The sequence below is a fragment of the Roseicyclus marinus genome (assembly GCF_030163795.1).
Lineage (GTDB): Bacteria > Pseudomonadota > Alphaproteobacteria > Rhodobacterales > Rhodobacteraceae > Roseicyclus > Roseicyclus marinus.
In genome coordinates this window covers 489,553-514,853 of record NZ_JASJOF010000001.1, presented here as the reverse complement: position 1 = coordinate 514,853, position 25,301 = coordinate 489,553, and the positions used below count along the sequence as shown (strand labels likewise).

Genomic DNA, 25,301 nt, shown 5'->3' with positions numbered 1-25,301 from the left:
CCGGAGGTTTGCGCATGACCGTCGCGAAACCGCTGCCCCATGATGCCGCCCCTCTCCATGTCACGGGACAGGCGCGCTACATCGACGACATCCCGGTGCCTGCAGGCTGTCTGCACATCGCCTTTGGACTGTCGCCTATCGCCAAGGGGCGCATCGCCGCGATGGACCTCGACGCGGTGCGCGACGCGCCGGGGGTCGCGCTGGTGCTGGCAGGGACGGATTTCGAGGTCATCCCCGATTGCTCCCCTTCGGCCCATGACGAGCCGCTTTTGTCCGATGGCGACATCCATTACGCGGGCCAACCCCTGTTCCTTGTCGCTGCCGAGAGCCATCTGGCGGCCCGCAAGGCGGTGCGCCGGGCAAAGCTCGACCTGATCGAGGAACCCCCCATTCTGACCGTCGAGGAGGCGCTGGCGGCCAATTCCCGTTTCGAGGATGGGCCACGCATCTATGCCAAGGGCGATGTGGAGGCCGCGCTGGCGGGCGCGCCCCATGTGATCCAAGGCCAGATCGAGGTCGGCGGGCAGGAGCATTTCTACCTCGAAGGGCAAGCCGCCCTCGCCCTGCCGCAGGAAGGCGGGGACATGATCGTCCATGCCTCGACCCAGCATCCGACGGAGATCCAGCACAAGGTCGCCGATGCGCTGGGCCTGCCCATGCATGCCGTGCGTGTCGAGGTGCGGCGGATGGGCGGCGGTTTCGGCGGGAAGGAAAGCCAAGGCAATGCGTTGGCCATCGCCTGCGCGCTGGTCGCGGCGCGCACCGGGCGGGCGGTGACGATGCGCTATGACCGCGACGATGATTTCACCATAACCGGGAAACGCCACGACATCCGCGTCGAGTACCGGGTTGGCTTCGACGATGAAGGGCGGGTTCTGGGGGTGGATTTCACCCATGCGCTGCGCTGCGGCTGGTCGATGGACCTGTCGCTGCCGGTGGCCGACCGGGCCATGCTGCATGCCGACAATGCCTATGACCTGCCTGCCTGCCGCATCACCTCGCACCGGCTGAAGACCAATCACCAGAGCGCCACCGCCTTTCGCGGCTTTGGCGGACCGCAAGGGATGGTGGGGATCGAACGGGTCATGGACCATGTCGCCCATGCGCTCGGCCGTGACCCGCTGGAGGTGCGGCGGGTGAATTATTATGCCGAGGCGCAGGCGGAGAGTGCGGAAGCCTCCGGCGGGAGTTTTCCTGCCAAGATGAAGCGGGGGCCGCTCGACACCGCCGATCTGGCGGGGCGCGGGGCCGTGGCTGTGCCGCAGAGCGCGGGGGGCAGCCAGCGCTACGGTGGGGCGCATTCGCCGGTGCCGGTGCCCGCGCGCGACGGGCTGACGCCATATGGGATGAAGGTCGAGGATTTCATCCTGCATGGGCTGACCGACCGTCTGGCGGCAAGCTGCGATTATGCCGGCCGGCGTGCGGCCATCGCGAACTGGAATGCCGCCAATCCCGTACTCAAACGCGGCATCGCGCTGACGCCGGTGAAATTCGGCATCTCCTTCACGTTGACGCATCTGAACCAGGCGGGCGCGCTCGTCCATGTCTACCAGGACGGGTCGATCCAGATGAACCATGGCGGCACCGAGATGGGACAGGGATTGTTCCAGAAAGTGGCGCAGGTGGCGGCAAGCCGGTTCGGCCTCGGGATGGACAGGGTCAGGATCACGGCGACAGATACGGGGAAAGTGCCCAACACGAGCGCCACGGCGGCCTCGTCCGGGTCGGATCTGAACGGGATGGCCGTCAAGGCTGCCTGCGACGAGATCCGGGGGCGGATCGCAGCCGTCGTCGCGCCGGAGTTGCAGGCCGGGGCGGCGGAGATCGTTTTCGAAGACGGAATGGTCCGGGCAAATGGCGCGGAGATGCCCTTCGAGGACGCGGTCAAGCGCGCCTACATGGCGCGCGTCAGTCTGTCGGCGACGGGGTTTTACCGCACGCCCGATCTGCAATGGGACCGGATCGCGGGGAAAGGACGGCCATTCTTTTATTTCGCCTATGGCGCGGCCTGTTCGGAAGTGGTGATCGACACGCTGACTGGCGAGAACCGCATCCTGCGCACCGACATCGTGCATGACGCAGGCGCAAGCCTGAACCCCGCGCTCGATATCGGGCAGGTGGAGGGGGGCTTTGTCCAGGGCGCGGGCTGGCTCACGACCGAGGAACTGGTCTGGGACGGCAAGGGACGGCTCAGGACCCATGCGCCTTCGACCTACAAGATCCCGGCCTGTTCGGACCGGCCGCCCGTGTTCAACGTGGCGCTTTGGGACCAGCCGAACCGGGCCGAGACGATCTATCGCTCGAAAGCGGTGGGAGAGCCGCCCTTCATGCTGGGCATCTCTGTCCTGATGGCGCTGTCGGATGCCTGCGCGGCCTGCGGGCCGCATTATCCGGACCTTCAGGCCCCGGCGACGGCGGAGGCGGTTCTGGCGGCTGTCGACCGGGCGCGAGGCGCGGCACCATGAGCGGCATCCGCGTCACGGTCCTGTCCGTGCAGGGATCGGCGCCGCGCGAAGAAGGCGCGGCGATGCTCGTCCGGGGCAACGGGATCGAGGGAACCATCGGCGGCGGCGCGCTGGAATGGGAGGCGATGCGCATCGCCCGCCAGATGCTGGCCGATGGCCGCGCGCGGGCCGAGCATCGTTTTCCGCTGGGCCCTGCGCTGGGGCAATGCTGCGGCGGGGCCGTGGTGCTGGGTTTCGAGGCGGTCGCCGGACTGGAACGGGCGCGGGGTGCGGATCTCTGGGTCTGGGGGGCGGGCCACGTGGGCCGGGCCATCGTGGGGGTCATGGCCCCCCTGCCCCATGTGACGATCACCTGGGCGGATACGGGCCCAGCACGCTTTCCCGAAAGCCTGCCCGAGGGGGTTGAAACGATCTGCGCCGCCGATCTGCCGCGCCTGATGGCCCATGTGCCTGTCCATGCCCACCACCTGATCCTGACCTACAGCCACGACATCGACCTTGCGCTGTGCCACGCGGCGCTGAAACGGGGCTTTGCCAGTTGCGGGGTGATCGGATCGGCGACGAAATGGGCGCGGTTCCGGACGCGGCTTGCGGCACTGGGGCACGGGGATGCCGAAATTTCGCGCATCGACTGCCCGATTGGCGACCCGGCCCTTGGCAAGCACCCGCAAGCCATTGCCGTAGGGGTCGCCGGACGGCTAGTGAAAGAGCATCTGCACAAGGAATCGGCAGGGAAGCCGGTCCACAGGGGGAAAGTGACACGCTCGTGACTGCGCTGCTCGCCATCGAGGGGCTGACCAAGGCCTATCCGGGCGTCGTGGCCAATGACGATGTGTCCTTTGCGATCCAGACGGGCGAGGTTCACGCCCTGCTGGGGGAAAACGGCGCGGGAAAATCCACGCTGGTCAAGATGATCTACGGGCTGGTCAAACCCGACCGGGGCGTGATGCGATTGCGGGGCGCGCCCTATGCGCCGGCCGAACCGCGCGCCGCACGGGCGGCGGGCGTGGCGATGGTGTTCCAGCATTTCAGCCTGTTCGAGGCGCTGAACGTGGCAGAAAACATCGCGCTGGGGATGGAAAATCCGCCCAAGCCCCGCGATCTGGCCGAGCGCATCCGGAAGGTCAGCGAGACCTATGGTCTGCCGCTCGACCCGTTCCGGTTGGTGGGCGATCTTTCGGCGGGCGAGAGGCAAAGGGTCGAGATTATCCGCTGCCTGTTGCAGGACCCCAAGCTGTTGATCATGGACGAGCCGACCAGCGTCCTGACCCCGCAGGAGGTGGAGATCCTGTTCCATACCCTGCGCAAGCTGGCCGCCGAGGGCACCGCGATCCTCTATATCTCGCACAAGCTGGAGGAGATCCGCACGCTGTGCGACACGGCCACGATCCTGCGTCTGGGCAAAAAGGTCGCGACCTGCACCCCGCGGGATGTCACGGCGGCGCACATGGCCGAATTGATGGTGGGCAAGTCGCTGAGCGTGCCCGCGCGCGACGCCCATGAGCCGGGCGCGGTGCTTTTGAAGGTCGAGGGGTTGAGCGTCAGCGCCGCTTCGCCTTTTGGAACCAGCCTGCGCGACGTGACGCTGGAGGTTCGGGCGGGTGAGGTTCTGGGCATTGGCGGGGTCGCGGGCAACGGGCAGGATGAATTGCTGTCGGTCCTGTCGGGCGAGACACCGGTTGCAGCGGGTTCGGTGACACTGAAGGGCGTGGCGCTGGGCGCGCTGGGGCCGGAGGCACGGCGCGGTCTGGGCCTTTTGTGTGCACCCGAGGAGCGGCTGGGCCATGCGGCAGCGCCCGACATGAGCCTGACGGAAAACGCGCTGTTGACGGGGCGTGGGCGCAAGGGGCTCGAGGCGCGGGGGTTCGTCGATTGGAGCCGGACACGCGGCTTTGCCGAAGCGATCATCGCGCGGTTCGACGTGCGCACGCCCGGTCCGGGCGTGGCCGCGCGGGCGCTGTCGGGCGGGAATTTGCAGAAATTCGTCATCGGGCGGGAGATCTTGCAAGACCCGGTGGTGCTGGTGGTGAACCAGCCGACATGGGGCGTGGATGCGAGCGCGGCCGCCGCGATCCGGCAGGCGCTGCTGGATCTGGCGCAGGGTGGCGCCGCGGTGATCGTGATTTCGCAAGATCTCGACGAGCTTTTGGAAATCTCGGACCTGTTTTGCGCCTTGAACGAGGGGCGGCTGTCGGTGCCACGGCCCGCGCGGGGGCTTGGCATGGAAGAGATCGGCCTGATGCTGGGCGGGGCACATGACATGCACGAGGTCGCGCGATGATCCGCCTCGAGAAACGGCCCCAGCCCTCGCGGTTCTGGGTGGTGGGCGCGCCCGTTCTGGCCGTTCTACTGACCATGATCGCGGGCGGCATCATGTTCGCGGCCCTTGGCAAGAACCCGGTCGAGGCGATCCGGATCATCTTCTGGGACCCGCTTTTTTCCGAACGCTTCGCGGGCTTTTCGCGGCCGCAACTCTTGGTCAAGGCGGGGCCCCTGATCCTGATCGCGATCGGGCTGAGCCTCGGGTTTCGCGCCGGCATCTGGAACATCGGGGCCGAGGGGCAATACATCGTCGGTGCGCTTTTCGGAGCGGCCTTCGGCCTTGCCTTTTGGCCCTCCGAACATCCGCTGATCTTTCCTGGCATGATCGCAGCTGGATTGTTGGGTGGGTTTCTCTGGGCGATGATCCCGGCGCTTTTGCGCGTCTATGCGCGGACCAATGAAATCCTTGTCTCGCTCTTGCTGGTTTATGTCGCCGAGGCGCTGCTGGCCTCGGCCGCGACGGGCTGGCTGCGCAATCCCGAAGGCTCGGGCTTTCCGGGGTCGCGCAATCTGGCGCGCAATCCCGGCACTGACAATCCCGAGCTGATCGCAGGCACGGGAATGCATTGGGGCGTGCTGGCCGCCTTTGTCGCCGTGATCGCGGCCTATGTGATCTTTTCGCGCCATATCCTTGGCTACCAGATCCGGCTGGCAGGCGAGGCGCCGCGCGCGGCGCGCTTTGCGGGCGTCAACGCGGGGCGGCTGGTCATCTTGTGCCTTGGGGCCTCCGGCGCGCTTGCAGGGGCGGCGGGGCTTTTCGAAGTGGCGGGGCCTGCCGGCCGCATCTCGATCGATTTCAACGTGGGCTACGGGTTCACCGCGATCATCGTGGCCTTTCTGGGGCGGCTCAATCCCATCGGGATCTTGCTTGCGGGGCTCTTGATGGCGCTGACCTTCATCGGGGGCGAACTGGCGCAGCTGATGCTGGGGATACCCGCCGCGGCGATCCAGGCGTTCCAGGGGATGCTCCTGTTCTTCCTGCTGGCGCTCGATGTGCTGGCGAATTACCGATTCCGCTGGAAACGGGAGGTTGCGGCATGATCATCGATCCCGTCACGCTGATTGTTGCGCTGATCACGGTGGCCACGCCCGTGCTGCTGGCAGCCATCGGGGAATTGGTGGTCGAGAAATCGGGCGTCCTGAACCTCGGCGTCGAGGGGATGATGATCATGGGGGCCGTCTGCGGCTTCATCGTGGCGCATGAAACGGGGTCAGTGGCGATGGCCTTTGTCGCCGGGATGGGCGGGGCGATGGCCTTGGCGCTGGTCTTTGCCGTGCTGACGCAGGTGCTGATGGCAAACCAGGTCGCCTCGGGGCTGGCCCTGACATTGTTTGGCCTCGGATTGGCGGCATTGCTTGGATCGGGCTATTCCGGCCTGCCCGTGCCGGTCGCAAGCCGCCCCTTCCCCGAGGCCTTGCAGGCGATCCCGGTGGCGGGACCGATCCTGTTCTCGCATTCGGTGCTGGTCTATGTGGCCATAGCCCTTGTGGGCGCGGTCTGGTTCGTGCTGGCGCGCACGCGGGCAGGCCTCGTGATCCGGGCGGTGGGGGAGAACCACGACGCGGCCCATGCGCTGGGCTACAAGGTGGTGCGGATCCGCTTTGCCACGATCCTCTTCGGCGGGGCCTGCGCGGGGCTGGGCGGGGCCTTCCTGTCAGTTGTCCGGGTGCAGAACTGGTTCGACGGGATGACGGCGGGCGCGGGGTGGATCGCGCTGGCGCTTGTGGTCTTCGCCTCGTGGAAAGCGGGGCGGGTTCTGCTGGGGGCATGGCTTTTCGGCGGGATCGCCGCGCTGCAACTGCGGCTGCAGGCAGCCGAGGTGGGCGTACCTGTCGCGCTTCTGGATGCCTCGCCCTATCTGGTAACGATCATCGTCCTTGTCATCATCTCGTCGGACCGCAGACGCGCGGCACTGAATGCGCCCGCGGCACTGGGTCGGGCCTTCCATGCGGCAAGCTGAGGGCAAAAGGATGCGTGCAACACTCAGAATGGCCGGGGCGGCTGCGCCCTTTCCCCGGACCGGAAAGCCCGGCAGGTCACACGCGCCGGACGACACAACCAAAGACATACCCAAACCCATCCAACACGGAGGAAATGACATGAAAATGCTTCCCAGATTGCTGGCCTCGGCGGCGCTGGTCGCGGGGCTCGCGCTGCCCGCAGCGGCACAAGACGACCCGTTCCAGGTCGGCTTCATCTACGTGGGCTCGCCGGGCGACTACGGCTGGACCTATGAACACGACCAGGGCCGTCTGGCCGTGGAAGAGCATTTCGGCGACGCGGTCGAGACCGTGTTTCTCGAGAACGTTCCCGAAGGTGCGGATGCCGAGCGCGCGATCACCCAGATGATCCTCGGCGGTGCCGACATGATCTTCACCACCTCCTTCGGCTTCGGCGAGGCGACCAACGCGGTCGCGGCGCAATTCCCGGATGTCTATTTCGAACATGCGACGGGCTACATGCGCGAGCATCCCAATGTCTCAACCTACAACGCCCGCTTCTATGAGGGCCGCGCGGTTCTGGGCCATATCGCGGGCCACATGACCGAGAGCAACATCATCGGCTATATCGGGTCCTACCCGATCCCCGAGGTGATCCAAGGCATCAACTCGGCCTTCCTCCATGCCCGGGAAGTGAACCCCGATGTCGAAATCCGCGTGGTCTGGACCTACACCTGGTTCGACCCGGCGGTCGAAGCCGATGCCGCGCAGGCGCTGATCGACGCGGGCGTCGACGTTCTGATGCAGCACACCGACTCGACCGCGCCGCAGACCGTGGCGCAGGAAGCCGGCATCATCAGCTTCGGTCAAGCCTCCGACATGATCCAGTTCGCACCGCGTCCGCGCGTGGCCTCGATCATCGACAACTGGGCCCCCTATTACATCCGCCGCGTCGGAGAGGCGATGGAAGGAACCTGGGAACAGAGCGACATCTGGGAAGGCATCGACACCGGGATGGTCGTGATCGGCGAGATGACCGATGCCATCCCCGAGGATGTGCGGGCAAGCGCGCAAGCCATGATCGATGCAATCGCGGCAGGCGAATATCACCCGTTCACGGGCCCGATCAACCGGCAGGACGGATCCGTCTGGCTGGCCGATGGCGAAGTCGCGGATGACGGCACGCTCGCCGGCTTGAACTTCTACGTCGAGGGAATCACGGGCGAAATCCCGAACTGATCCGGACAGGCAGCACAGCGAAAGGCCCGCCCCCGTGGCGGGCCTTTTTCGTTCCGGGAAAGCCATGCCACATGAGTTTTCTTGCCAAGATGAAGGGACGCGCGCGCCCTTGTCGCTTTCGCGCGAATTTGCGTCGGGTGGGCGTGGCGCGGCGGAGCCACCTCGGGCAGGTAGGGTCAGCATTCCCGCGCGCATTGCCCGAAGGACCGGCCATGAAGACCCAAGTCAAAGCCCTCGTCGTCGGCGGCGGTGCCGTCGGCACCTCGATCGCCTATCACCTTGCCCGCGCGGGGTGGCAAGATGTGATGCTTCTGGAGCGCGACGAGTTGACGTCCGGATCGACATGGCATGCCGCAGGCCTCTTGCCGCTGTTCAACATGGGCTACGCGACCAGCCACATCCACGATTATTCCGTGCGGTTCTACAAGACGCTGGAGGAAGAGACGGGCCTGAACGCAGGCTTTTCGGTCGTGGGCAATCTGCGCATGGCGCAGACGCAAGACCGGATGAACGAATACATGCTTTATGCCGCGACGGCCGAAAGCGTGGGCATCCCGGTCGAGTGGATGACGCCCGCCGAGATCAAGGCGCGCTGGCCGCTGGTGCGGACCGAGGATCTGAAGGGCGCGATCTATCACCCGACCGACGGCTACATAAACCCTGCGGACGTGACGATGGCCATGGCCAAGGGCGCGCGTCAGCGCGGCGTCACGATCGAGCGAAAATGGCAGGTCGACGGCTACGAATGGACCGGTTCGGACTGGCGGGTTTCGGTGACGAAGATGGTGGAACAGGGCGGCAATCTGGTTCCCTCCGAGGAAAAGGCCGTCATCACCGCCGAACACGTGGTGACCGCGACCGGCAACCATGCCCAGCGCAGCGCGCGGCTTTTGGGGATCAAGATCCCCGCCATCCCGGTCGAGCATCAGTATATCGTGACCGAACCCGACCCCGCACTGGTCGACTGGCGCAAGGCGGGCAACCCCGAGCATCCCGTCCTGCGCGATGCCGATGCGAAATGGTATGTGCGCGAGGAGCGCGGTGGCTGGATCCTTGGCCCCTATGAACGCAATGCCCCCGCGCGGTTCCTCTACGACGTGCCCGAAAGCTTCCGCGCGGATCTCTTCCCCCTCGATCTTGAGCGGATCGAAGAGGAATACATGAGCATGATCCACCGCATTCCGACCTCGGAAACGGTGGGGCTGAAGGACGATTACAACGGGCCGATCTGCTACACGCCCGACGGCAACCCGCTGGTCGGCCCCGCGCCGGGCTTGCGCAACATGTGGCTCGCGGAAGGGTTTTCCTTCGGCATCACGGCGGCGGGCGGCACGGGCTATTACCTTGCCCAGATGATGGTCGAGGGCGAAGCCGAGATCGACATGGCCTCGCTCGACCCCAAGCGCTACGGGCCGTGGGTGACCACCGAATATGCCGCGCGCAAGAACGAGGAATGCTACGAACACGTCTTCATCCTGCACCACCCCGATGAAGAGCGCGAAGCCTGCCGCCCCTTGCGGACCGCGCCCGCCTATGACCGGCAGCGCGCGATGGGGGCGCAGTTCGGCTGCGTGAACGGCTGGGAACGGCCCAATTACTACGGGCCCAAGGACGCGCCCGCAGGGTTCGACCATGACACGCGGTCCTTCCGCCGGGGTGGCTGGTGGGACTATGCCAAGGCCGAGGCCGAGGCGATCCGGCAGGATGCGGGCCTTATCGACGCGACGGCCTTTGCCAAGCATCTGGTGCGGGGGCCGGGTGCGACCGCGTTCCTCGACCAATTCACCACCAACAAGCTGCCCAAGGTCGGGCGGATCAACCTGACCTATGCCCTGACCGGGGCCGGAACGGTGCGCACGGAATACACGATCGTCCGGCTGGCCGAACAGGAATTTTACCTCGTGTCCGCAGGCGCATGGGCGGCCTATGACGGCGACCACCTTCTGAAATCAGCGCAGGATTTCGTGGCGGCTGGCGGCGGTTACGTCGATATCCATGACGTGACGACACAATGGGGCGTCTTTGCCATCGCGGGCCCCAAATCGCGCGATGTGCTGAAGGAGATCGTCAAGGATGCCGATCCTGAGACGGTTCTGGGCAACAAGCGTTTTCCGTGGCTGTCGATGCGCAACATCGAGTTGGGCATGTGCCCGGTGCGCGCGATCCGGGTGGCCTATACCGGCGAATTGGGCTGGGAATTGCACCATCCGATCGAGATGCAGACTTACCTCTGGGATCAGCTGATGCGGGCGGGCGAGGCGCATGGCCTGAAACCCGCGGGCGCGCGGGCGCAGAACTGGCTGAGGCAGGAAAAGAGCTATCGCGCCTTCGGCACCGAACTGGGGCGCGACGCCACCCCGCTCGAGGCGGGGCTCGACCGCTTCGTCGATCTGGACAAGGACTTCATCGGCAAGGACCGCATGTTGGCGACGGGCATCCGCGCGGCTTGTGTGACGCTCCTGATCGACGGGCCTGCCGATGCCGACCCATGGGGCCGCGAAGCGTTGCTCCATGACGGGGAAAAGATCGGGCGCCTGACTTCGGGCGGCTATTCCGTCGCCTTCAGCAAGCAGATCGGCATGGGCTATGTGCGCCCGGACCTTTCCGCGGTGGGCACAAGGCTCAAGGTGCGGATGTTCCGCGAACTGTGGGATGCCGAGGTGGTGGAGGACAGCCCCCACGATCCGACGAATGCCCGCATCCGGCAAGATGGGTGAGACGGCTCAGGCGGGGCGTTCGAAAACCAGAAGCAGGTTGTTGGCAGGCATCGCCACCGTCTCGACATGGCGGACCCCTGCGCGAACCAGCGTCGCGCAGGTATCGATCACGTCCTTGTAGCCAATGGCGGGGTCCTGCGCCTTGAGGCTGGCGTGAAAGGCGGCGTCGCCCTCGCTCGTCGCCGCCCCGTCGCGCAGGAAGGGGCCGTAGAGGGTGAAGATACCGCCGGGGGCAAGGCTTGCCGCGACCTCGTGCAAAAGCGTCTCGACCTCGGGTCCCGAGATCAGATGCAGGAGATTTACCAAAACGATCAGGTCAGCGGGGCCATGTGTGGCCGCCCATCCGGGCTGCGCGGCATCGAGCGGCACGGGCGGCAGGATGTTGGGCAGATCCGCCGCTGCCGTCCAAGCGGTGATGGAGGCGCGGCGCAAAGGGTCGGGCTCGGTCGGTTGCCATGTCAGACCGGGACAGGCGGCGGCAAAGACCACCACATGTTCCCCGGTGCCGGAGGCGATTTCCAAGGCGCGCCCCCGGGCCGGGGCAAGGCGCGAAAGCTCGGCCGCGATCAGGTCGCGGTTGCGCAGTGCGGATGGCGCGGACAGGCGGGCATCGCCCAGTTCCGCGCCGCCGCCATCGGGCAGGTCCAGCCTGCGGATCACTGCGATTGCTGCATCATGACGCCCATGGCCCCGCTTTCGGCCATCCGCGTCATCATCAGTTCCATCAGCCCGCAACCCGACAGGACGGCCTGCGCCTCGGCCTCGTCGACACCCTCGGGCAGCATGGCATCATCGCCCATCTCGCCGGTCAGGATCGAGTCGACCGTGGCGGTTTCGAGCAGGGCTTCCATGCGGTCGAGCATCCCGTCGACGGCGCCTTCGCTGCTGGCGGCGACATAGCCATCAAGGATGCAGGCATAAGCGGTGCGCATCGGCTCGTCCCAGGCCGGATCGGGCATGTTGCCCTCCAGCGCGGGGATCTCGATGATCATCGCCTCGTTCATCAGGGCATTGGCCCGTTCGGACACGGCCTGCATCCGATCCAACCGGGATTGCGCGGCGGCGGGCAGCGCGGCGAGGCCGAGGCCCGTTGCAACAAGGATCGAGGCGCGAAGGGGGGTCATGGCGTCTTCCTTCCGGGTCAGGGACACGCGGCAGTCTAGGCCGTTCGGACGGCGGGGGAAACCGGGGGTTTCCCCGACCTCAGCGGAAGCGCGCCGGCGAGAGGGCCGCGACAGTTCGGGGGTCGAGGACAGGCGCGCGCCCCGCGACCAGATCAGCCACCAGCCGTGCGGCGGCAGGCGCGGTCTGAAACCCGTAGCCGCCCTGCCCCGCCACCCAGACGAAACCGGGCGTATCGGGATCGGGACCCAGAACCAACGTCCGGTCAGGGGCAAAGGTCCGCAAACCCGCCCAGCTTGCGGTCAGGCGCGTCACCTCGTCGGTCACGAAATGCTGGTAGCGCGCGATCCCTTCGGCGAGGCGCAGATCCTCGGGCCATGCGTCGTGGGGGGCATCGACGGGATCTTCCTCGGCGGGGGAGACGATGATCTGCCCCGCGTCCGGCTTGGCGTACCAGCGCTCGCCCGCGCCCAGAAGCATGGGCCAGCGGGATACGTCATGCCCGCCCGGCGCGGGGATGCGCGCGACCGACCGGCGGAGCGGGGTCAATCCGATGGGCGCGACCCCGGCCATGGCGGCAATGGCGTCAGCCCATGCGCCCGCCGCGTTCACCAGGATGCGGGCCTCGTGCGTTTCGCCCGCGGCGGTCACCTGCCAGCCATGGGCGGTGCGGGCGATGGCGGTGACGGCGGCCGAGGTCTGCACCCGACCACCATAGCTGCGAATGGCCCGTGCGAAATGCTGGATCAGGCGGTCGGTGTCGATGTCCCAAGCGTCGTCATGGACGGCGGCACCCGTGATGGCCTGCGGGTTCAGCGCCGGAACACGCGCCGCCGCCTCCTCCGGGGTGATGATGTCGAGACCCATCTGGCCTGCGTCATGGGCGAAAACCTCCTCCTCGTCCGGACCGGCCAGAAGCATCAGGCCACGGGGGCTGAGGACACCGCCGTCGATGGTCTCGTGATCGGTGCGGGAGGCGAGATTGAGCGCGATGGTCGTGGGCTTGCCATATTGCGCCTCGTAAAGCGCCGCCGACCGGCCCGAGGCATGATAGGCCAGCGCGGGTTCTGCCTCGAGCAACAAGACATTGCCCAGCTCTGCCAGATGCGCGCCTGCGGACAGCCCAGCGATGCCACCGCCGATGATGAGGAAGTCATGCGTCATGGGCGGAGGGGTGGCATGGGCGAAGGGGTGGTGGCAAGGGGTGGGGGTGGACGAAATCCGCGAACCGGAACGCCGGAGGGCAGCGGGTGGCCGCGGACTGCCGCTGCACCATCCGGGGTCTTCCCTTTATCGTGCCACATCCGGACGACCGCGATCCGCGCGCTGGCGTCACCAAAGCGGCTGGCCGGCGGGCGGCCATCCGCTGCCCGGGCCGCTGGCGCGGCTGTTCCGGGCGGGGGCAGTGTCTAGCCCGCGCCCGCGCTTCGGCGCATCAGCGCCAGCGCGCCCCACAACAGCAGCGCGGGCAACACCAAGGTGCGCAGCGCAAAGATCCCGATGATGGTCAGCGAGGCTCGGAACAGCTCGTCGGCCTGCGACATCAGCACCACGGCTGCCTCGCGGTAGCGGCCGACGGCCGCCACCGCCTCGCCCATGCCATCACCGGCCGCCTGCAACTGCGCGCCCAACCGCGCGAAAAGCCCGGCATCCGCCGCCGTTATGGGCACAGACGTCCCCCCGGCGGGCATCTCCTCGCCAGCGCCGGTCAGCACCCGCGCCTCCGTCGTCACGGCATCCAGCGCGGCAATCGCCGCCTCCCATTGCGGCGCCGTGATCCGCTCGCCCATGGCCACGCCACCGGCAAAGCCAAGGGGCACGACAATGGCCAGCACCGCGCCCAGCCGCATGGCATAGGCCGAGGACACACGCAGGCCGTCGATGACGGGCAGCAGGTCATCCACCGCGCGGAACAGCGCCCCGACCCCGAAGAGGCAGAGGCCCAGCGCCGCGACGGGCGCAAAACCGACCGTGGCAAGGGCCGCGCCCACCGCGACGGCAAAAACCACGCCCGCGACCCGTTCCACCGTATCGTCGACCGGCTCCAGCACCTTCAGGGGTTGCACGGTTGCCTGCGCGCCGACCGAGGCACCGACCTCGATCTCCTGCGCGGTCGAAAGCGCCGCGTTGATGATCCTGAGCGAGACATAGACCCCCGCCGTGGTTGCGGCGATGTCCTCGGCGGCGGCGCTTGCGGGGGCCAGTGCCGGGTTGATCGGCCCCCGCCCCGACAGTTCCCAGAGGCCGACGGCAAGAGACAGAAGTCCCAGTAGACCGATCAGCGCGCCCCGACGCATCACAACATGCTCGGCACGACCAGATCCGGCGGCCGGTGCCCATCGGCGAAGGTCTTGATGTTGATGATGACCTTTTCGCCCATCTCGATCCGCCCCTCCCGCGTGGCCGAACCCATATGCGGCAGCAAGACCACGTTGGGCAATTCGCGCAGGCGGGGGTTCACCTCGCGGCCCTTTTCGAACACGTCGAGCCCCGCCCCCGCGATCTCGCCCGCGCGCAGCATCCGCGTCAGCGCATTCTCGTCGATCACCTCGCCGCGGGAGGTGTTCACGATCACCGCCTGCGGCTTCATCAGCTTGAGCCTGCGGGCGTTCATCAGGTGAAAGGTGGAGGGCGTGTGCGGGCAGTTCACGCTGATCACGTCCATCCGGGAAATCATCTGGTCGAGGCTTTCCCAATAGGTCGCCTCCAACGCGGCCTCGGTGTCGGGATGGACGCGGCGGCGGTTGTGGTAATGCACCTGCATCCCGAAGGCATGGGCGCGCCGCGCCACCGCCTGACCGATCCGCCCCATGCCCAGGATACCCAACCGCTTGCCCGTGACGCGCCCACCCATGAAGGCGGTGGGGGCCCAACCGTCCCAATTGCCCGATTGCATCACAGCCATCCCCTCGGGCAGGCGGCGCAGCACGGCAAGGATCAGCGCCATCGCCATGTCGGCAGTGTCGTCTGTCATCACGCCCGGCGTATTCGAGACAAGGATGCCGCGCTGGCGCGCGGTCGCGACGTCGATATGGTCAACGCCCGCGCCATAATTCGCGATTAGTTTCAACCGATCGCCCGCCTGCGCCAGCATCGCCCCGTCGATCCGGTCGGCGATGCAGGGCACCACCACATCGGCCTGGGTCATCGCCGCGACAAGATCGGCGCGTGACATCGGCGCGTCATCCTCGCGCAGGCGGACATCGAACAATTCGGTCATCCGCGTCTCGACGATCTCGGGCAACCGTCGCGTCACGACAACACTCAAGCGCTGAGCTGGCATCGGACCCTTCCCTTTTCTGGCATTCGCGCGTCTGACGTGACACTCTCAGGTCCGAACCGGAGGCGCAAGCGGCAGGGCCGCCGCAGCCCCGGATCTGGCGATCCAACGCACCGGAAAAAGCACGCCCCGAACGACAAGGGGCGGCGAACGGGCAGACAGACCGGGCGGCAGCCCGGGCAAGGCAAGGGCAGGACAGGCGGGATGCGCAAGACCGTGATGAGGCGTGGCCTTCGGGCCGCAGCGATGGCCGTGATCCTCGGGATCGGCGGAGCCGCGCTGGCCGAGGTTCCCCGCACCGCCCCGGTTCCGCGCCCCATCAGCCTGACGGCCACAGCGACGGCCATGCCGCAAAGCGCGGTACCTGCCCCCGAAACCGGCACCGCGCCCGCCCTTGAAACCGCGCTGACGCTCGCCGCGGCCGACACCGCTGACACTGCCCTGCCCCGCGATCCGACGGTAGGTGCTGTCACGGGCTTTCCGATCCCGCGCTATGTCTCGATCAAGGCGGCCGAGGCGAATGCCCGGCGTGGCCCGTCGCGCAGCCACCGCATCGACTGGGTGTTCCAACGGCGCGACATGCCCGTGATGGTCGTGGCCGAACATGGCCATTGGCGCCGCGTGGTCGACCGGGACGGGGTCGGTGGCTGGGTCCATTACACGCTGCTCTCGGGCGAGCGTACCGCCATCGTCGAGGCCGCGCGGCTGCCGCTCTACCAGCGGCCCGACACCGGTTCGATGATCCGGGCCGAGGCCGAGCGCGGCGTGATCGGCAGCTTGCGCGAATGCCACGGCGATTGGTGCGAGATGGAAGTCGCGGGCTTTCGCGGCTGGGTCGAGGTCAACGGCCTTTGGGGCGTCGATCCCGGCGAAAGCTTCGACTGAGGCGCGGGTTCCGCAAGCCAGCACGAAAGCCATCCCCATGACCGCCTACACCACCCCCCTGCCCCGCGCGGCACTGGCCACGCGGCTGGCCTTTCTGGCGGCGGGCTTCGTCATGGCCGCCTGGGCCCCGCTCATCCCCTTTGCCAAAGCGCAGGTCGGCGCGACCGAGGGGGTTTTCGGCCTCCTGCTCCTGTGCCTCGGGCTGGGCTCCATCGTGGCGATGCCCCTGACGGGGTATCTGAGCGCGCGGACGGGCGCGCGGCCCATGATCCTGTTGGGCGGCTACGGGCTGGTGGCCCTGCTGCCGCTCTTGGTCCTCGCCCCCACTGTCACGCTGCTCGCCCTTGCGCTGGCCGTTTTCGGCGCGGCGCTCGGCACGATCGATGTGGCGATGAACGTCCATGCCGCCGAGGTCGAAAGCCGCGCCGGACGTCCGCTGATGTCGGGCTTTCACGCGATGTGGAGCGTGGGCGGCATCCTTGGTGCGGGGGGCGTCACGGCGATGCTCTGGATCGGGGTGACACCGCTTGTCGCGGCGATCTCGGCCAGCCTGTTGGCGCTGGCGATGATGGCCGTGGCCACGCCGCGGTTCATGCGCCGCGCCGCGGGCGAACCACCGAAACTCGCGCTGCCGCGCGGCCCGGTCCTTGTCTTGGCTGCGCTGGCGGCGATCACCTTCCTTGTCGAGGGGGCGGTGCTGGATTGGGGCGCGCTCCTGATCGTGGCCCGCGACCTGATGGAGCCTGCGGGCGCGGGGCTGGGGTACATGCTGTTCTCGGTCGCCATGACGGTCGCGCGGTTGACCGGCGACCGGATCGTGGCGCGGCTTGGCCAGCGTCTGGTTCTGTTCCTCGGCGGGCTGACGGCCATCGCGGGCATCGCCCTGACGCTCATGCCGGGCCTGATCGGGGTGGCGATGCTGGGCTTTGTCCTGATCGGGCTGGGCTGCGCCAACTTGGTGCCCGTGCTCTTCAGCCTTGCCGCGCGGCAACCGGGCATGGCCCCGGGCCTTGCCGTCGCCGCCGTCACCACCACGGGTTACGCGGGCATCTTGCTTGGACCCGCGATGGTGGGATTCATGGCCGAGGTCAGCAGCCTTGCCATGGCCTTTGTCTGCCTTGGTCTCCTGATGCTCGCCTTTCCGGCGCTCGCACGGCGCATCACCTGAACGCCCCGCGATGTGCCAGCCGGGGCCATCGCTTGAAACAATCCCACGCTTTGTTCCGTGCATGACGTGAAAAGACTGCGCTCAACCGGGTTCAACCGGCTCTTGGGGCATTGTTTTCATTGATTTTTTAAACGGCGCTCTGCTCACGCAGGTCTCGCGCCTTCTCACGGCTGCGTGGGAAACACGCCCGTGATTGGCACGTGATCGAAAGTTCGACGCAAGGTCAACTTGCCCGCCAGACAACCGGCGGTCGTAACGCAATCACAAGTAAACCGAACATCGGGAGCTCTTTCGACCATGACCATCGCCACCAAATCCTTCGCCCTCTTGGGTGCTGTCACCGCCGCCGTCACCGCCGCCGGCGTGACCGAAGTCCAGGCTCAGGAGCAGGAAAAATGCTACGGCATCTCGCTTGCGGGTGAGAACGATTGCGCCGCTGGCCCCGGCACGACCTGCGCCGGCACCTCGACCGTCGATTACCAGGGCAATGCCTGGACCTTCGTGGCCGCCGGCACCTGCGTGACCATGGAAAAGGACGGCGGCCGCATGGGCTCGCTCGAGCCGCTTGACCGCGACCTGCCGGCATAACTTGGCAATCCCTGGATCCCGCGGGCCGAACCGCGGGATCCTTTCCATCCGACGCAAGGCCCACCATGCTTGACTCATCCGCGCCCCGCGCCCTGCCCGCTGCCGCCGGTATCGGTTACAAGGCACAGCATTTCACCGGGTTGATGGCCGATCCCGGCCCCGTCGCATGGCTCGAAATCCATGCCGAGAATTACATGGGCGCGGGCGGCCGCCCCTTGGCGCAGTTGCGCGCACTGGCAGAGCGGTTTCCGATTTCGGTCCATGGCGTGGGCCTGTCGATCGGCGGCGAAGCGCCCCTCGACGCCGACCACCTCTCGCGCCTACGCCACCTGTGCGACTGGTTGGAACCCGCCAGTTTCTCCGAACATCTTGCCTGGTCGACGCATGAAACAGGCTTTTTGAACGATCTGCTGCCGCTGCCCTATACGGACGCGACGCTTGCCCGTGTTTGCGATCATATCGACCGCGTGCAGGAGGTGCTGGGCCGCCGGATGCTGCTTGAAAACCCGTCCACCTACCTCGCCTTTGCCGAGAGCGAGATGGACGAGGTAAGCTTCCTGTCCGAAATCGCCCGGCGCACCGGCTGCGGGCTCCTCCTTGACGTCAACAACGTCTTCGTCTCCGCCACCAACCAGGGGTGGGATGCACGCGCCTATGTCGATGCCTTCCCGCTTGATGCCGTGGGCGAAATCCACCTCGGTGGTCATGACGAAGATACCGATGATCACGGACGCCCGCTCCTGATCGACAGCCACGGCCGCGCCGTGATCGATCCGGTCTGGACGCTCTACGCCCACACCATCGCGCGCACTGGCCCGCGACCGACCTTGATCGAATGGGACAACGACGTTCCGCCCCTGCCCGAACTGTTGGCCGAGGCTGCCCGCGCCGCCGCGATCCTGACCCCGGTGGAGGCTGCAAGATGACCGGTCAGACAGGCTTTGCCACAGCTCTTCTCGATCCCGCCCGCCCCACGCCCGAGGGGCTGATGAACCCCTTCGGCGGGCCTGCGGGCAAACGCTTCGATGTCTATCGCAACAATGTCACCGTGTCGCTTACGGAGGCGCTGGAAACCGGCTTTCCCACGGTGCGCAAATTGGTGGGGGATGCGTTCTTCAAGGCGATGGCCGGCGTCTACCTGCGCGCCAATCCCCCCGCCGACCCCCGCCTCGCGCTTTACGGCACCTCCTTTCCCGGCTTTCTGGCGCGCTTCGGCCCCGTGGCGCATCTGGCCTACCTGCCCGATGTCGCGCGCCTCGATCTGGGCTTGCGCCAATCCTACCATGCGGCCGATGCCGCGCCCTTCGACACGGGCGGGATGGACCCGGCCGAGGTTCTGGCGCAAAGGCCCCGGCTTGCGCCCGCCACGCTGGTCCTGTCCTCGCGCCATCCGGTCCACGGGATCTGGCGGTTCAACACAGACCCCGATGCGCCGCGGCCACCCGCCGGGCAGCAGGATGTGCTGATCGCCCGCCGGCAGTTCGATCCCGTTCCGCATCTTTTGCCCCCGGGCGGGATCACGCTGGCCCGCGCGCTCAAGGGGCGGCTGACGCTGGCCGAGGCGATGACCCGCACACTGGCCGTTCACCCGAGTGCCGATATCGCGGCGCTGGTCACGTTGATGTTCACCTCGGGCGCGCTGACGCCGGGTGCCTGACGCCCTTGAAAGGACCCCCTCCCATGCACAGCCTGATCGCGCTCCATTCCCGCATCTTCGGTGCCCTCGAAACGCATGTCGCCCCGGCACTGTTACCCACGCTTGCGCGGTTCCTCTTCGTCGCCGCGCTGTTCCTCTATTACTGGAACTCGGGCCTGACCAAGGTGGGCGAGGGGCTGACAGGTCTCTTCCGGCTCGACCTCGGGGCCTATTTCCAGATCCTGCCCCGCGCGGTCGAGGCGGTGGGCTATGACCCCTCGGCGCTGGGTCCGCTGGCGCGCGCCGTGGTTCTGGCGGGCACCTGGGCCGAGTTTCTGTTGCCGATCCTGCTGCTCGTGGGGCTGTTCACCCGGCTGGCCGCGCTGGGGATGACCGGGTTCATCATGGTGCAGACATGGGTCGACGTGATGGGCCATGGCGTGGCGCTCGGCCAATGGTTCGACCGCCATTCCGACGGGCTGATCGATATCCGCGCCTTCTGGGTCTTTCCCTTGATCGTCCTCGTGCTCAAGGGCGCGGGGCCGCTGTCGCTCGACGCTTGGCTGTCGCGCCGTCAGACGCCCAGCGCCGCCCTGACACCCGTATCCCAGCCAAGGTAAAGCTTGCCCCCCGCCTCGATCACCGGCCGCTTCATCAGCGCGGGATGGGCGGCCAAAAGATCCTCGGGCGCACCCGCGCGCTCGGCCTCGGACAAACCCTTCCACGTGGTCGAGCGGCGGTTGACCAGCGCCTCCCCGAATTCCGCAAGGAACCGCGCCCGCGTCGCGGCATCCAGCGGCTCGGCCCGGATATCCACCAAAACCGCCCCCTGCCCTGCCAAGGCCTTCACCGCCGCGCGACAGGTGTCGCAGGTTTTCAACCCGTAGATCTTCATTCCGCCCTCTTTTTCAGCACCCGCAACCCAAGCCTACACGCCCTGCGCGAAAACCGGCCGGGCCTTCCCCCCGGCCCCGCCAGCGCCGCTTGTTTTTTACATATCCCGCGCCATGCTTTCCCATGTGGGGGGGAGGTGCAAGACGCGTATCCTGTCTCCGCGCCCGGGCGGATGTAGCCCCCGGGCTCCTGTGGACTTGAGAAGGAAAGACAGACCGATGCCCACTGGCACCGTGAAATGGTTCAACACCACCAAGGGGTTCGGCTTCATCGCCCCCGATGATGGCGGCAAGGACGTGTTCGTCCACATCTCCGCCGTTGAGCGCGCCGGCATGACCGACCTGCCCGACAACACCAAGCTCAGCTACGAGCTGCGCGCCGGCCGCGACGGCCGCGAATCGGCGGTGGAGTTGCAAAAGATCGGCTGAGGCCGGGTATTTCCCCAAGACAGACAGAGGGTGCGCCCCCCGGCGCACCTTTCCTCATCCCGATGCGACGCCGTAGGGTGGGCAATCTGCCCACCATGGGTCTCCCCCCAAACCACGTGCGACATCCCGCTGCGGGCGTGTGGTGGGTTTCACCCACCCTACAAAACGACAAGCGTAGGGTGGGTGAAACCCACCACGCGCCCGCCAAAAACCGCTCACCCAAACACCTCGACAAACTCCCGCCATTCCCCCTTGCTCATGCCGCTCGTCTCCTGCGTCACGGCCTCACCCGCAAGACGCCGCCGGATCACCTCGACCCCCTTGGCGCTGACCGACACGCCGCCCATCCGGTAATCTGCAAAGGCCGTATAGGCGAGCGGCACCCAATCGGCCACGAGCTTGCACATCAATTCCGCATAGACCCGGATTTCATACTGCGCATGGGCATCGGCCCTCAGCCGCAGGAAATGGAACAGGTTGTGCAGATCCGTCTTCCAATACCATTGCGTGTAGACATTGGCGGGCAGGTTCATCCGCGCCAATTCGCGGGCCAGCCCCTGCTGGCCGTCCTGGCTCAGCATCTCCTCGTAATGGTCATAGGCGCGCATCGCGTCGGATTTCAGCATCTCCAGCACGCGCGCGGCCTCCGCCCCTTCCAGAACCGCCCCCCGGCCCTGGTTGTTCACCGTCGATTGCGCGGCCAACTGGCCCGGCTCGGGGATGTAGAATTCTCGGTCGAGGATCGAATATCGCGCCGAATATTCGTTCACATTGGCCGTCCGGTGCCGGATCCATTGCCGCGCCACGAAGACCGGCAATTTGACGTGGAACTTGACCTCGCACATCTCGAACGGCGTCGAATGCCAATGCCGCATCAGGTAGCGGATCAACCCCTCGTCATTCGAAACATGCTTGGTGCCCGCGCCGTAGCTGACGCGGGCGGCCTGCACGATGGCGCTGTCATCGCCCATATAGTCGATGACGCGGACAAAGCCGTGATCCAGCACCGGGTGGGCGGTATAAAGCTGCGCCTCCATCCCTTCGCTGACGGCGCGCAACGTGGGGCGCGCGCTGGCGCGGGCGGCGTCGATCTCGGCCTGGGCTTCGGGTGTGATCGGCATCGCGCCTCTCCTTCCTGTCTGGGGTCTTTGGGGGCGAACCCCCATATCTTGCATCACGCACCCGCCTTGCCGCAAGATAAAGGGGGATGCAGGCGGCGCATTTACCCACAGGAAATTTACCGCACCCCGGGGCTGTGCCCCGCGCAGGGCCGCGCTAGACTGCGCTTCGAACGTGGAACAAGGAATGATGGCGATGACACTCAAATACCTGCACACGATGGTCCGGGTGAAGGATCTGGAGGCTTCGATGGCCTTCTACCGCCTGCTGGGGCTGGAGGAGACGCGCCGCACCGACAGTGAAAAGGGCCGTTTCACGCTGGTTTTCATGGCCCCCCCGGGCCAGCCGGAATGCCCGGTCGAACTGACCTACAACTGGGATGGCGATGACGGCCTGCCATCCGACAGCCGCCATTTCGGCCATCTCGCCTACCGGGTGGGCGATATCTACGCCGTGTGCCAGCACCTGATGGACAATGGCGTGACGATCAACCGCCCGCCACGCGACGGCTACATGGCCTTCGTCCGCTCGCCCGACAATGTCTCGATCGAGCTGTTGCAGGAAGGCGAGGCGCTGGCCCCCGCAGAGCCTTGGGCTTCGATGCCCAACACGGGTCACTGGTGAAACGCGCGGCGGCATTGGCGCTTGCGCTGGCGGCGGCGGGCCCCGCTGCGGCGCAGGATCAGTGCCGCCTTGCGCTGCTTTTGGGCGTCGATGTCTCGGCCTCGGTGGATCCCGCAGAATACGTTCAACAGACGTCGGGCCTCGCCTCGGCCCTCATCGCGCCCGAAATCGTCGAGGCGTTTCTGAACGGTCCGGGCCCGGTGGCGCTCTCGATCTTCGAATGGTCGGGCCGTTTCCAGCAAGATCTCGTGGTCGACTGGACGCTCGTCACCTCAGAAGAGGACCTGACGCGTATCGCCGAACGCATCGCACGCCAGCAGCGCCGCCATCAGGATTTCCCCACCGCGCTCGGCTATGCGCTGGGATATGCGGCGGGCCATTTCGCCACTGCGCCGCCCTGCCTGTTCCAAACGCTCGACATCTCGGGCGACGGGATGAACAATGACGGCTTCGATCCGGCTGCGGCCTTTGAACATTTCCCCTTCGACGGCATCACCGTCAACGCGCTGGCCATCGGCGGCGCCTCGCGCGGGATCGAGGATTACTACCTCGAAGAGGTCATCCGCGGCCCCGGCGCCTTCGTCGAATACGCCATGACGCATGACGATTTCGCCGCCGCGATCCGGCGCAAGCTCGAACGCGAATTGCGGGTGATGATCCTTGGCGGCCTCGCCCTGCCGACAGGCCAACTGCCCCGTTAACCCCGCATCAAGGTTAACGCACGCCCTGCCCTTCATCTTGGCCAAAAAACTCAGGCCCGCCGCCCATCACGGGCGCGCGGCCCGAGGCTCATACCGGCAGCGCCGCCAGCCCTACGCGCCGGCCCTCGGACAAAAGCACGTTATACGTCCGGCAGGCCGCAGGGCTCGCCGCGATCTCGACGCCCAGCCCCGCACCTTCCAGTGCCGCCCGCAACTCCCGCGGGATCTGTGCGATCTCGGCCCCCGTGCCGATGAAGATCACGTCGATCTCGCCCGCCGCCGCCACCAGCCGGGAGACATCGCCATAGCCCTCCCAGCCCGTCACGCCCGAGGGCAGGATGATGACCGCGCCTTGCACGATTTCTCCGCCCACGCGGAAGAAACCCGGCCCGTAGCCATCCACCGGGCGGCTGTCGTCGAATGTCACCTCGTTCATGCGCATCGCGGCATCCTTTCCTTCACGTCCAGACCGGCAATCCGACCAGCGCCGAGGCCGCGATGATCGCATAGGCCACGCGCCGGTAGATCGCTTCGGCTGCGGGATCGAACAGCGCCTGCCCGATCCGGTTCCCCAAAGCATAGGGCAGCACCAGCAAAAGGCCCAGCCACAGCGCCTCCGGGCGCAACAGGCCCTGCAGCCACAGATGCGGCAGCAGCAAAAGCGCGGACAAGGTCAGAAAGACCAGCGTGTTGGCCCGCGTCACCGCGGCGGGCGCCCCAGCGCCGAGGTTGAACAAGATGACCACAGGCCCCGTCAACCCGGTGGCCCCCCCGACGATCCCGGTGGCCGCCCCTACACCCAGCCGCGTCGCCGCGCCCGGCGCCGTCCGCATCCGCCATCCCGCCACCAGCGCCGCCAGCGTCACCAAGACGACGATCGAGACCGCCCAGCGGATCGTCCCCTCGTCGCCCGTGCGCAACACCCAGACCCCCAGCGGAAAGCTCAGCATGGTCGCCAGCAGCAATTGCCCCAACGCGCGCTTGTCCGTCTGTCCAAAGGCGCGCGGCACGACGGTGACAAGCGATGACAGGGCCGAGACCGAGAAGGCCGCCACCGCCAGTTCCGGCGGCACCAACGCGACCGCGACCGGCAAAAAGATCAGCGCCGCGCCAAAGCCTGCAAAGCCGAACACAAGGCCCGCCACCATCACCGCGCCGAGCAATCCCCAAAGACCCGGGAGCGACAGCGCCGCTGCAAGCCCGTCAGGCATCGATGTTGGAAAACTGCGTACCCGATTTCTGATCCGGCTTGGACCAATCCCGCTTCACCCCGATCATCAGAACGATGTTCTTGGCCACGAAGATGGAGGAATAGGTCCCCACGATCACGCCCCAAAAGATCGCGAAGACAAAGCCGCGGATCACGTCGCCGCCCAGCACCATCAGCGCCAAAAGCGCCAAAAGCGTCGTGCCGCTCGTCATCAAGGTGCGCGAAAGCGTCTCGTTCGCGGACAGGTTCATGACGTCCTGCAAACCACGTGTCTTGTACTTGATCAGGTTCTCGCGCAGCCGGTCGAAGATCACGACCGTGTCGTTGATCGAATAGCCCACGATGGTCAAAAGCGCCGCGATGGTCGCCAGGTCGAACCGGATCTGGAGCAGACTGAACAAGCCGATGGTCAGCACGATATCATGCACCAGCGCCGCCACCGCACCGACCGAAAACTGCCATTCGAACCGCAGCCAGATATAGACCAAGATCGCGGCAAGCGACGCCAGAACGGCAAGTATCGCGGTCTGGATCAATTCGCCCGACACCTTGGGGCCAACCGATTCCACGCTCGGGAACTGCATGGCCGGATAGACGGTCCGCAGGGCGTCTTGCACGGCGGTGATCGTCTCGGGCGTCACGCTTTCCTCGCCATCCTGCGCCTGAATGCGGATCATGGCAACATTCTCGTCCGGTCCGAAGGTCGGGTCGAACACCTCGGTAATCGACACATCGCCCAGATCCAGCGCCTCCAACGCGGCGCGATAGGCACCCACGTCCACGGGTTCCGTGCTTTCCGTGCGGATCGTCGTGCCGCCAAGGAAATCGATGCCGAAATTCAGCCCCATCGCGAACCAGATGCCGAGCGACAAGACCATCGCCACGACCGAGGCGCCAAAGGTCAGCCGCGCATGTTTGAAGAAATCGATGTTGGTCTCGTCGGGGATGAGGCGCAGGCGCAT

Annotated in this window: 26 protein-coding genes; 16 read left to right on the top strand and 10 right to left on the bottom strand. The window is 66.6% G+C overall.

Going from position 1 to position 25,301, the window contains the following annotated elements; translation table 11 throughout:
- The first annotated feature begins 14 nt into the window (after positions 1-14).
- The 7 genes from QQK63_RS02675 (at position 15) to QQK63_RS02645 (ending at position 10,684) form a co-directional block, all read left to right on the top strand.
- Positions 15-2,465, top strand: a complete 2,451-nt coding sequence (locus QQK63_RS02675) for a xanthine dehydrogenase molybdopterin binding subunit (RefSeq protein WP_277826737.1) — start codon at positions 15-17, stop codon at positions 2,463-2,465.
- Positions 2,462-3,235: a xanthine dehydrogenase accessory protein XdhC gene (gene xdhC / locus QQK63_RS02670; RefSeq protein WP_277826735.1), complete on the top strand. Its 774-nt coding sequence runs from the start codon at positions 2,462-2,464 to the stop codon at positions 3,233-3,235. The genes QQK63_RS02675 and xdhC overlap by 4 nt, the downstream gene beginning before the upstream one ends.
- A complete protein-coding gene (locus tag QQK63_RS02665) occupies positions 3,232-4,746 on the top strand; it encodes an ABC transporter ATP-binding protein (protein WP_277826733.1) in 1,515 nt (504 codons plus the stop codon). Before xdhC ends, QQK63_RS02665 begins: the two co-directional genes overlap by 4 nt.
- Positions 4,743-5,828: an ABC transporter permease gene (locus QQK63_RS02660; RefSeq protein WP_277826731.1), complete on the top strand. Its 1,086-nt coding sequence runs from the start codon at positions 4,743-4,745 to the stop codon at positions 5,826-5,828. Before QQK63_RS02665 ends, QQK63_RS02660 begins: the two co-directional genes overlap by 4 nt.
- Complete coding sequence (locus QQK63_RS02655; RefSeq protein WP_277826729.1) at positions 5,825-6,748, top strand: ABC transporter permease; 924 nt, start codon at positions 5,825-5,827, stop codon at positions 6,746-6,748. The genes QQK63_RS02660 and QQK63_RS02655 overlap by 4 nt, the downstream gene beginning before the upstream one ends.
- A 139-nt stretch (positions 6,749-6,887) precedes the next feature.
- The gene (locus QQK63_RS02650; RefSeq protein ID WP_277826727.1) at positions 6,888-7,967 is read left to right on the top strand and encodes a BMP family ABC transporter substrate-binding protein; all 1,080 of its coding nucleotides are present in this window, start codon (positions 6,888-6,890) and stop codon (positions 7,965-7,967) included.
- A gap of 212 nt (positions 7,968-8,179) precedes the next feature.
- Positions 8,180-10,684 (top strand): GcvT family protein, encoded by a 2,505-nt coding sequence (locus QQK63_RS02645; protein ID WP_277826725.1) that lies wholly within the window; start codon positions 8,180-8,182, stop codon positions 10,682-10,684.
- 6 nt (positions 10,685-10,690) lie between these two features.
- Here QQK63_RS02645 and QQK63_RS02640 read toward each other — a convergent pair whose 3' ends face one another.
- The 5 genes from QQK63_RS02640 to QQK63_RS02620 form a co-directional block, all read right to left on the bottom strand.
- A complete protein-coding gene (locus tag QQK63_RS02640; RefSeq protein WP_277826722.1) occupies positions 10,691-11,344 on the bottom strand; it encodes a DUF938 domain-containing protein in 654 nt (217 codons plus the stop codon).
- Entirely contained in the window at positions 11,341-11,808 is a 468-nt protein-coding gene (locus QQK63_RS02635; RefSeq protein ID WP_277826720.1) for a hypothetical protein, read from the bottom strand. The genes QQK63_RS02640 and QQK63_RS02635 overlap by 4 nt, the downstream gene beginning before the upstream one ends.
- Before the next feature lie 79 nt (positions 11,809-11,887).
- Positions 11,888-12,970, bottom strand: a complete 1,083-nt coding sequence (locus tag QQK63_RS02630; protein WP_277826718.1) for an NAD(P)/FAD-dependent oxidoreductase — start codon at positions 12,968-12,970, stop codon at positions 11,888-11,890.
- A 245-nt stretch (positions 12,971-13,215) separates the two neighbouring features.
- A complete protein-coding gene (locus tag QQK63_RS02625; RefSeq protein WP_277826716.1) occupies positions 13,216-14,103 on the bottom strand; it encodes a hypothetical protein in 888 nt (295 codons plus the stop codon).
- Complete coding sequence (locus QQK63_RS02620) at positions 14,103-15,089, bottom strand: 2-hydroxyacid dehydrogenase (RefSeq protein ID WP_277826714.1); 987 nt, start codon at positions 15,087-15,089, stop codon at positions 14,103-14,105. Before QQK63_RS02620 ends, QQK63_RS02625 begins: the two co-directional genes overlap by 1 nt.
- A 216-nt stretch (positions 15,090-15,305) precedes the next feature.
- Between QQK63_RS02620 and QQK63_RS02615 the strand changes: the two genes are divergently transcribed.
- The 6 genes from QQK63_RS02615 to QQK63_RS02590 all read left to right on the top strand — a co-directional run bounded on the left by QQK63_RS02615 (position 15,306) and on the right by QQK63_RS02590 (position 19,983).
- Complete coding sequence (locus QQK63_RS02615) at positions 15,306-15,971, top strand: SH3 domain-containing protein (RefSeq protein WP_348540423.1); 666 nt, start codon at positions 15,306-15,308, stop codon at positions 15,969-15,971.
- 37 nt (positions 15,972-16,008) lie between these two features.
- Positions 16,009-17,139 carry an MFS transporter gene (locus QQK63_RS02610; protein WP_277826712.1) on the top strand — a complete coding sequence of 377 codons (1,131 nt, stop codon included), beginning with the start codon at positions 16,009-16,011 and terminating at the stop codon, positions 17,137-17,139.
- Between the two features lie 297 nt (positions 17,140-17,436).
- Positions 17,437-17,727 carry a BufA1 family periplasmic bufferin-type metallophore gene (locus QQK63_RS02605; protein ID WP_277826710.1) on the top strand — a complete coding sequence of 97 codons (291 nt, stop codon included), beginning with the start codon at positions 17,437-17,439 and terminating at the stop codon, positions 17,725-17,727.
- Positions 17,728-17,792: 65 nt separating this feature from the next.
- A complete protein-coding gene (bufB, locus tag QQK63_RS02600) occupies positions 17,793-18,653 on the top strand; it encodes an MNIO family bufferin maturase (protein WP_277826708.1) in 861 nt (286 codons plus the stop codon).
- The gene (locus QQK63_RS02595; RefSeq protein WP_277826706.1) at positions 18,650-19,384 is read left to right on the top strand and encodes an HvfC/BufC N-terminal domain-containing protein; all 735 of its coding nucleotides are present in this window, start codon (positions 18,650-18,652) and stop codon (positions 19,382-19,384) included. The genes bufB and QQK63_RS02595 overlap by 4 nt, the downstream gene beginning before the upstream one ends.
- Before the next feature lie 23 nt (positions 19,385-19,407).
- On the top strand, positions 19,408-19,983 hold the full coding sequence (locus tag QQK63_RS02590) for a DoxX family membrane protein (protein WP_277826704.1): 576 nt from the start codon (positions 19,408-19,410) through the stop codon (positions 19,981-19,983).
- Here the strand turns inward: QQK63_RS02590 and QQK63_RS02585 are convergent.
- Positions 19,938-20,258, bottom strand: a complete 321-nt coding sequence (locus QQK63_RS02585) for an arsenate reductase family protein (RefSeq protein WP_277826702.1) — start codon at positions 20,256-20,258, stop codon at positions 19,938-19,940. The genes QQK63_RS02590 and QQK63_RS02585 overlap by 46 nt on opposite strands.
- Before the next feature lie 217 nt (positions 20,259-20,475).
- On the opposite strand from QQK63_RS02585, the gene QQK63_RS02580 reads away from it, so the two are divergent.
- The gene (locus tag QQK63_RS02580; protein WP_277826700.1) at positions 20,476-20,685 is read left to right on the top strand and encodes a cold-shock protein; all 210 of its coding nucleotides are present in this window, start codon (positions 20,476-20,478) and stop codon (positions 20,683-20,685) included.
- A 215-nt stretch (positions 20,686-20,900) separates the two neighbouring features.
- Here the strand turns inward: QQK63_RS02580 and thyX are convergent, their stop codons facing one another.
- Positions 20,901-21,806, bottom strand: coding sequence for an FAD-dependent thymidylate synthase (thyX, locus tag QQK63_RS02575; protein ID WP_277826698.1), 906 nt, complete (start codon positions 21,804-21,806; stop codon positions 20,901-20,903).
- A gap of 193 nt (positions 21,807-21,999) precedes the next feature.
- Here thyX and QQK63_RS02570 point away from each other — a divergent pair, with 193 nt between their 5' ends.
- Together QQK63_RS02570 and QQK63_RS02565 are read left to right on the top strand one after the other, a co-directional pair.
- A complete protein-coding gene (locus QQK63_RS02570; RefSeq protein WP_277826696.1) occupies positions 22,000-22,428 on the top strand; it encodes a VOC family protein in 429 nt (142 codons plus the stop codon).
- A complete protein-coding gene (locus tag QQK63_RS02565; protein ID WP_277826693.1) occupies positions 22,425-23,129 on the top strand; it encodes a DUF1194 domain-containing protein in 705 nt (234 codons plus the stop codon). The genes QQK63_RS02570 and QQK63_RS02565 overlap by 4 nt, the downstream gene beginning before the upstream one ends.
- A gap of 88 nt (positions 23,130-23,217) precedes the next feature.
- Here the strand turns inward: QQK63_RS02565 and QQK63_RS02560 are convergent, their stop codons facing one another.
- The 3 genes from QQK63_RS02560 to secF are packed head-to-tail and all read right to left on the bottom strand — an operon-like array spanning position 23,218 to position 25,301.
- Positions 23,218-23,571 carry an Mth938-like domain-containing protein gene (locus tag QQK63_RS02560; protein WP_277826691.1) on the bottom strand — a complete coding sequence of 118 codons (354 nt, stop codon included), beginning with the start codon at positions 23,569-23,571 and terminating at the stop codon, positions 23,218-23,220.
- 16 nt (positions 23,572-23,587) lie between these two features.
- Positions 23,588-24,340 carry a sulfite exporter TauE/SafE family protein gene (locus QQK63_RS02555; RefSeq protein WP_277826689.1) on the bottom strand — a complete coding sequence of 251 codons (753 nt, stop codon included), beginning with the start codon at positions 24,338-24,340 and terminating at the stop codon, positions 23,588-23,590.
- On the bottom strand, positions 24,333-25,301 hold the full coding sequence (gene secF / locus QQK63_RS02550) for a protein translocase subunit SecF (RefSeq protein WP_277826687.1): 969 nt from the start codon (positions 25,299-25,301) through the stop codon (positions 24,333-24,335). The genes QQK63_RS02555 and secF overlap by 8 nt, the downstream gene beginning before the upstream one ends.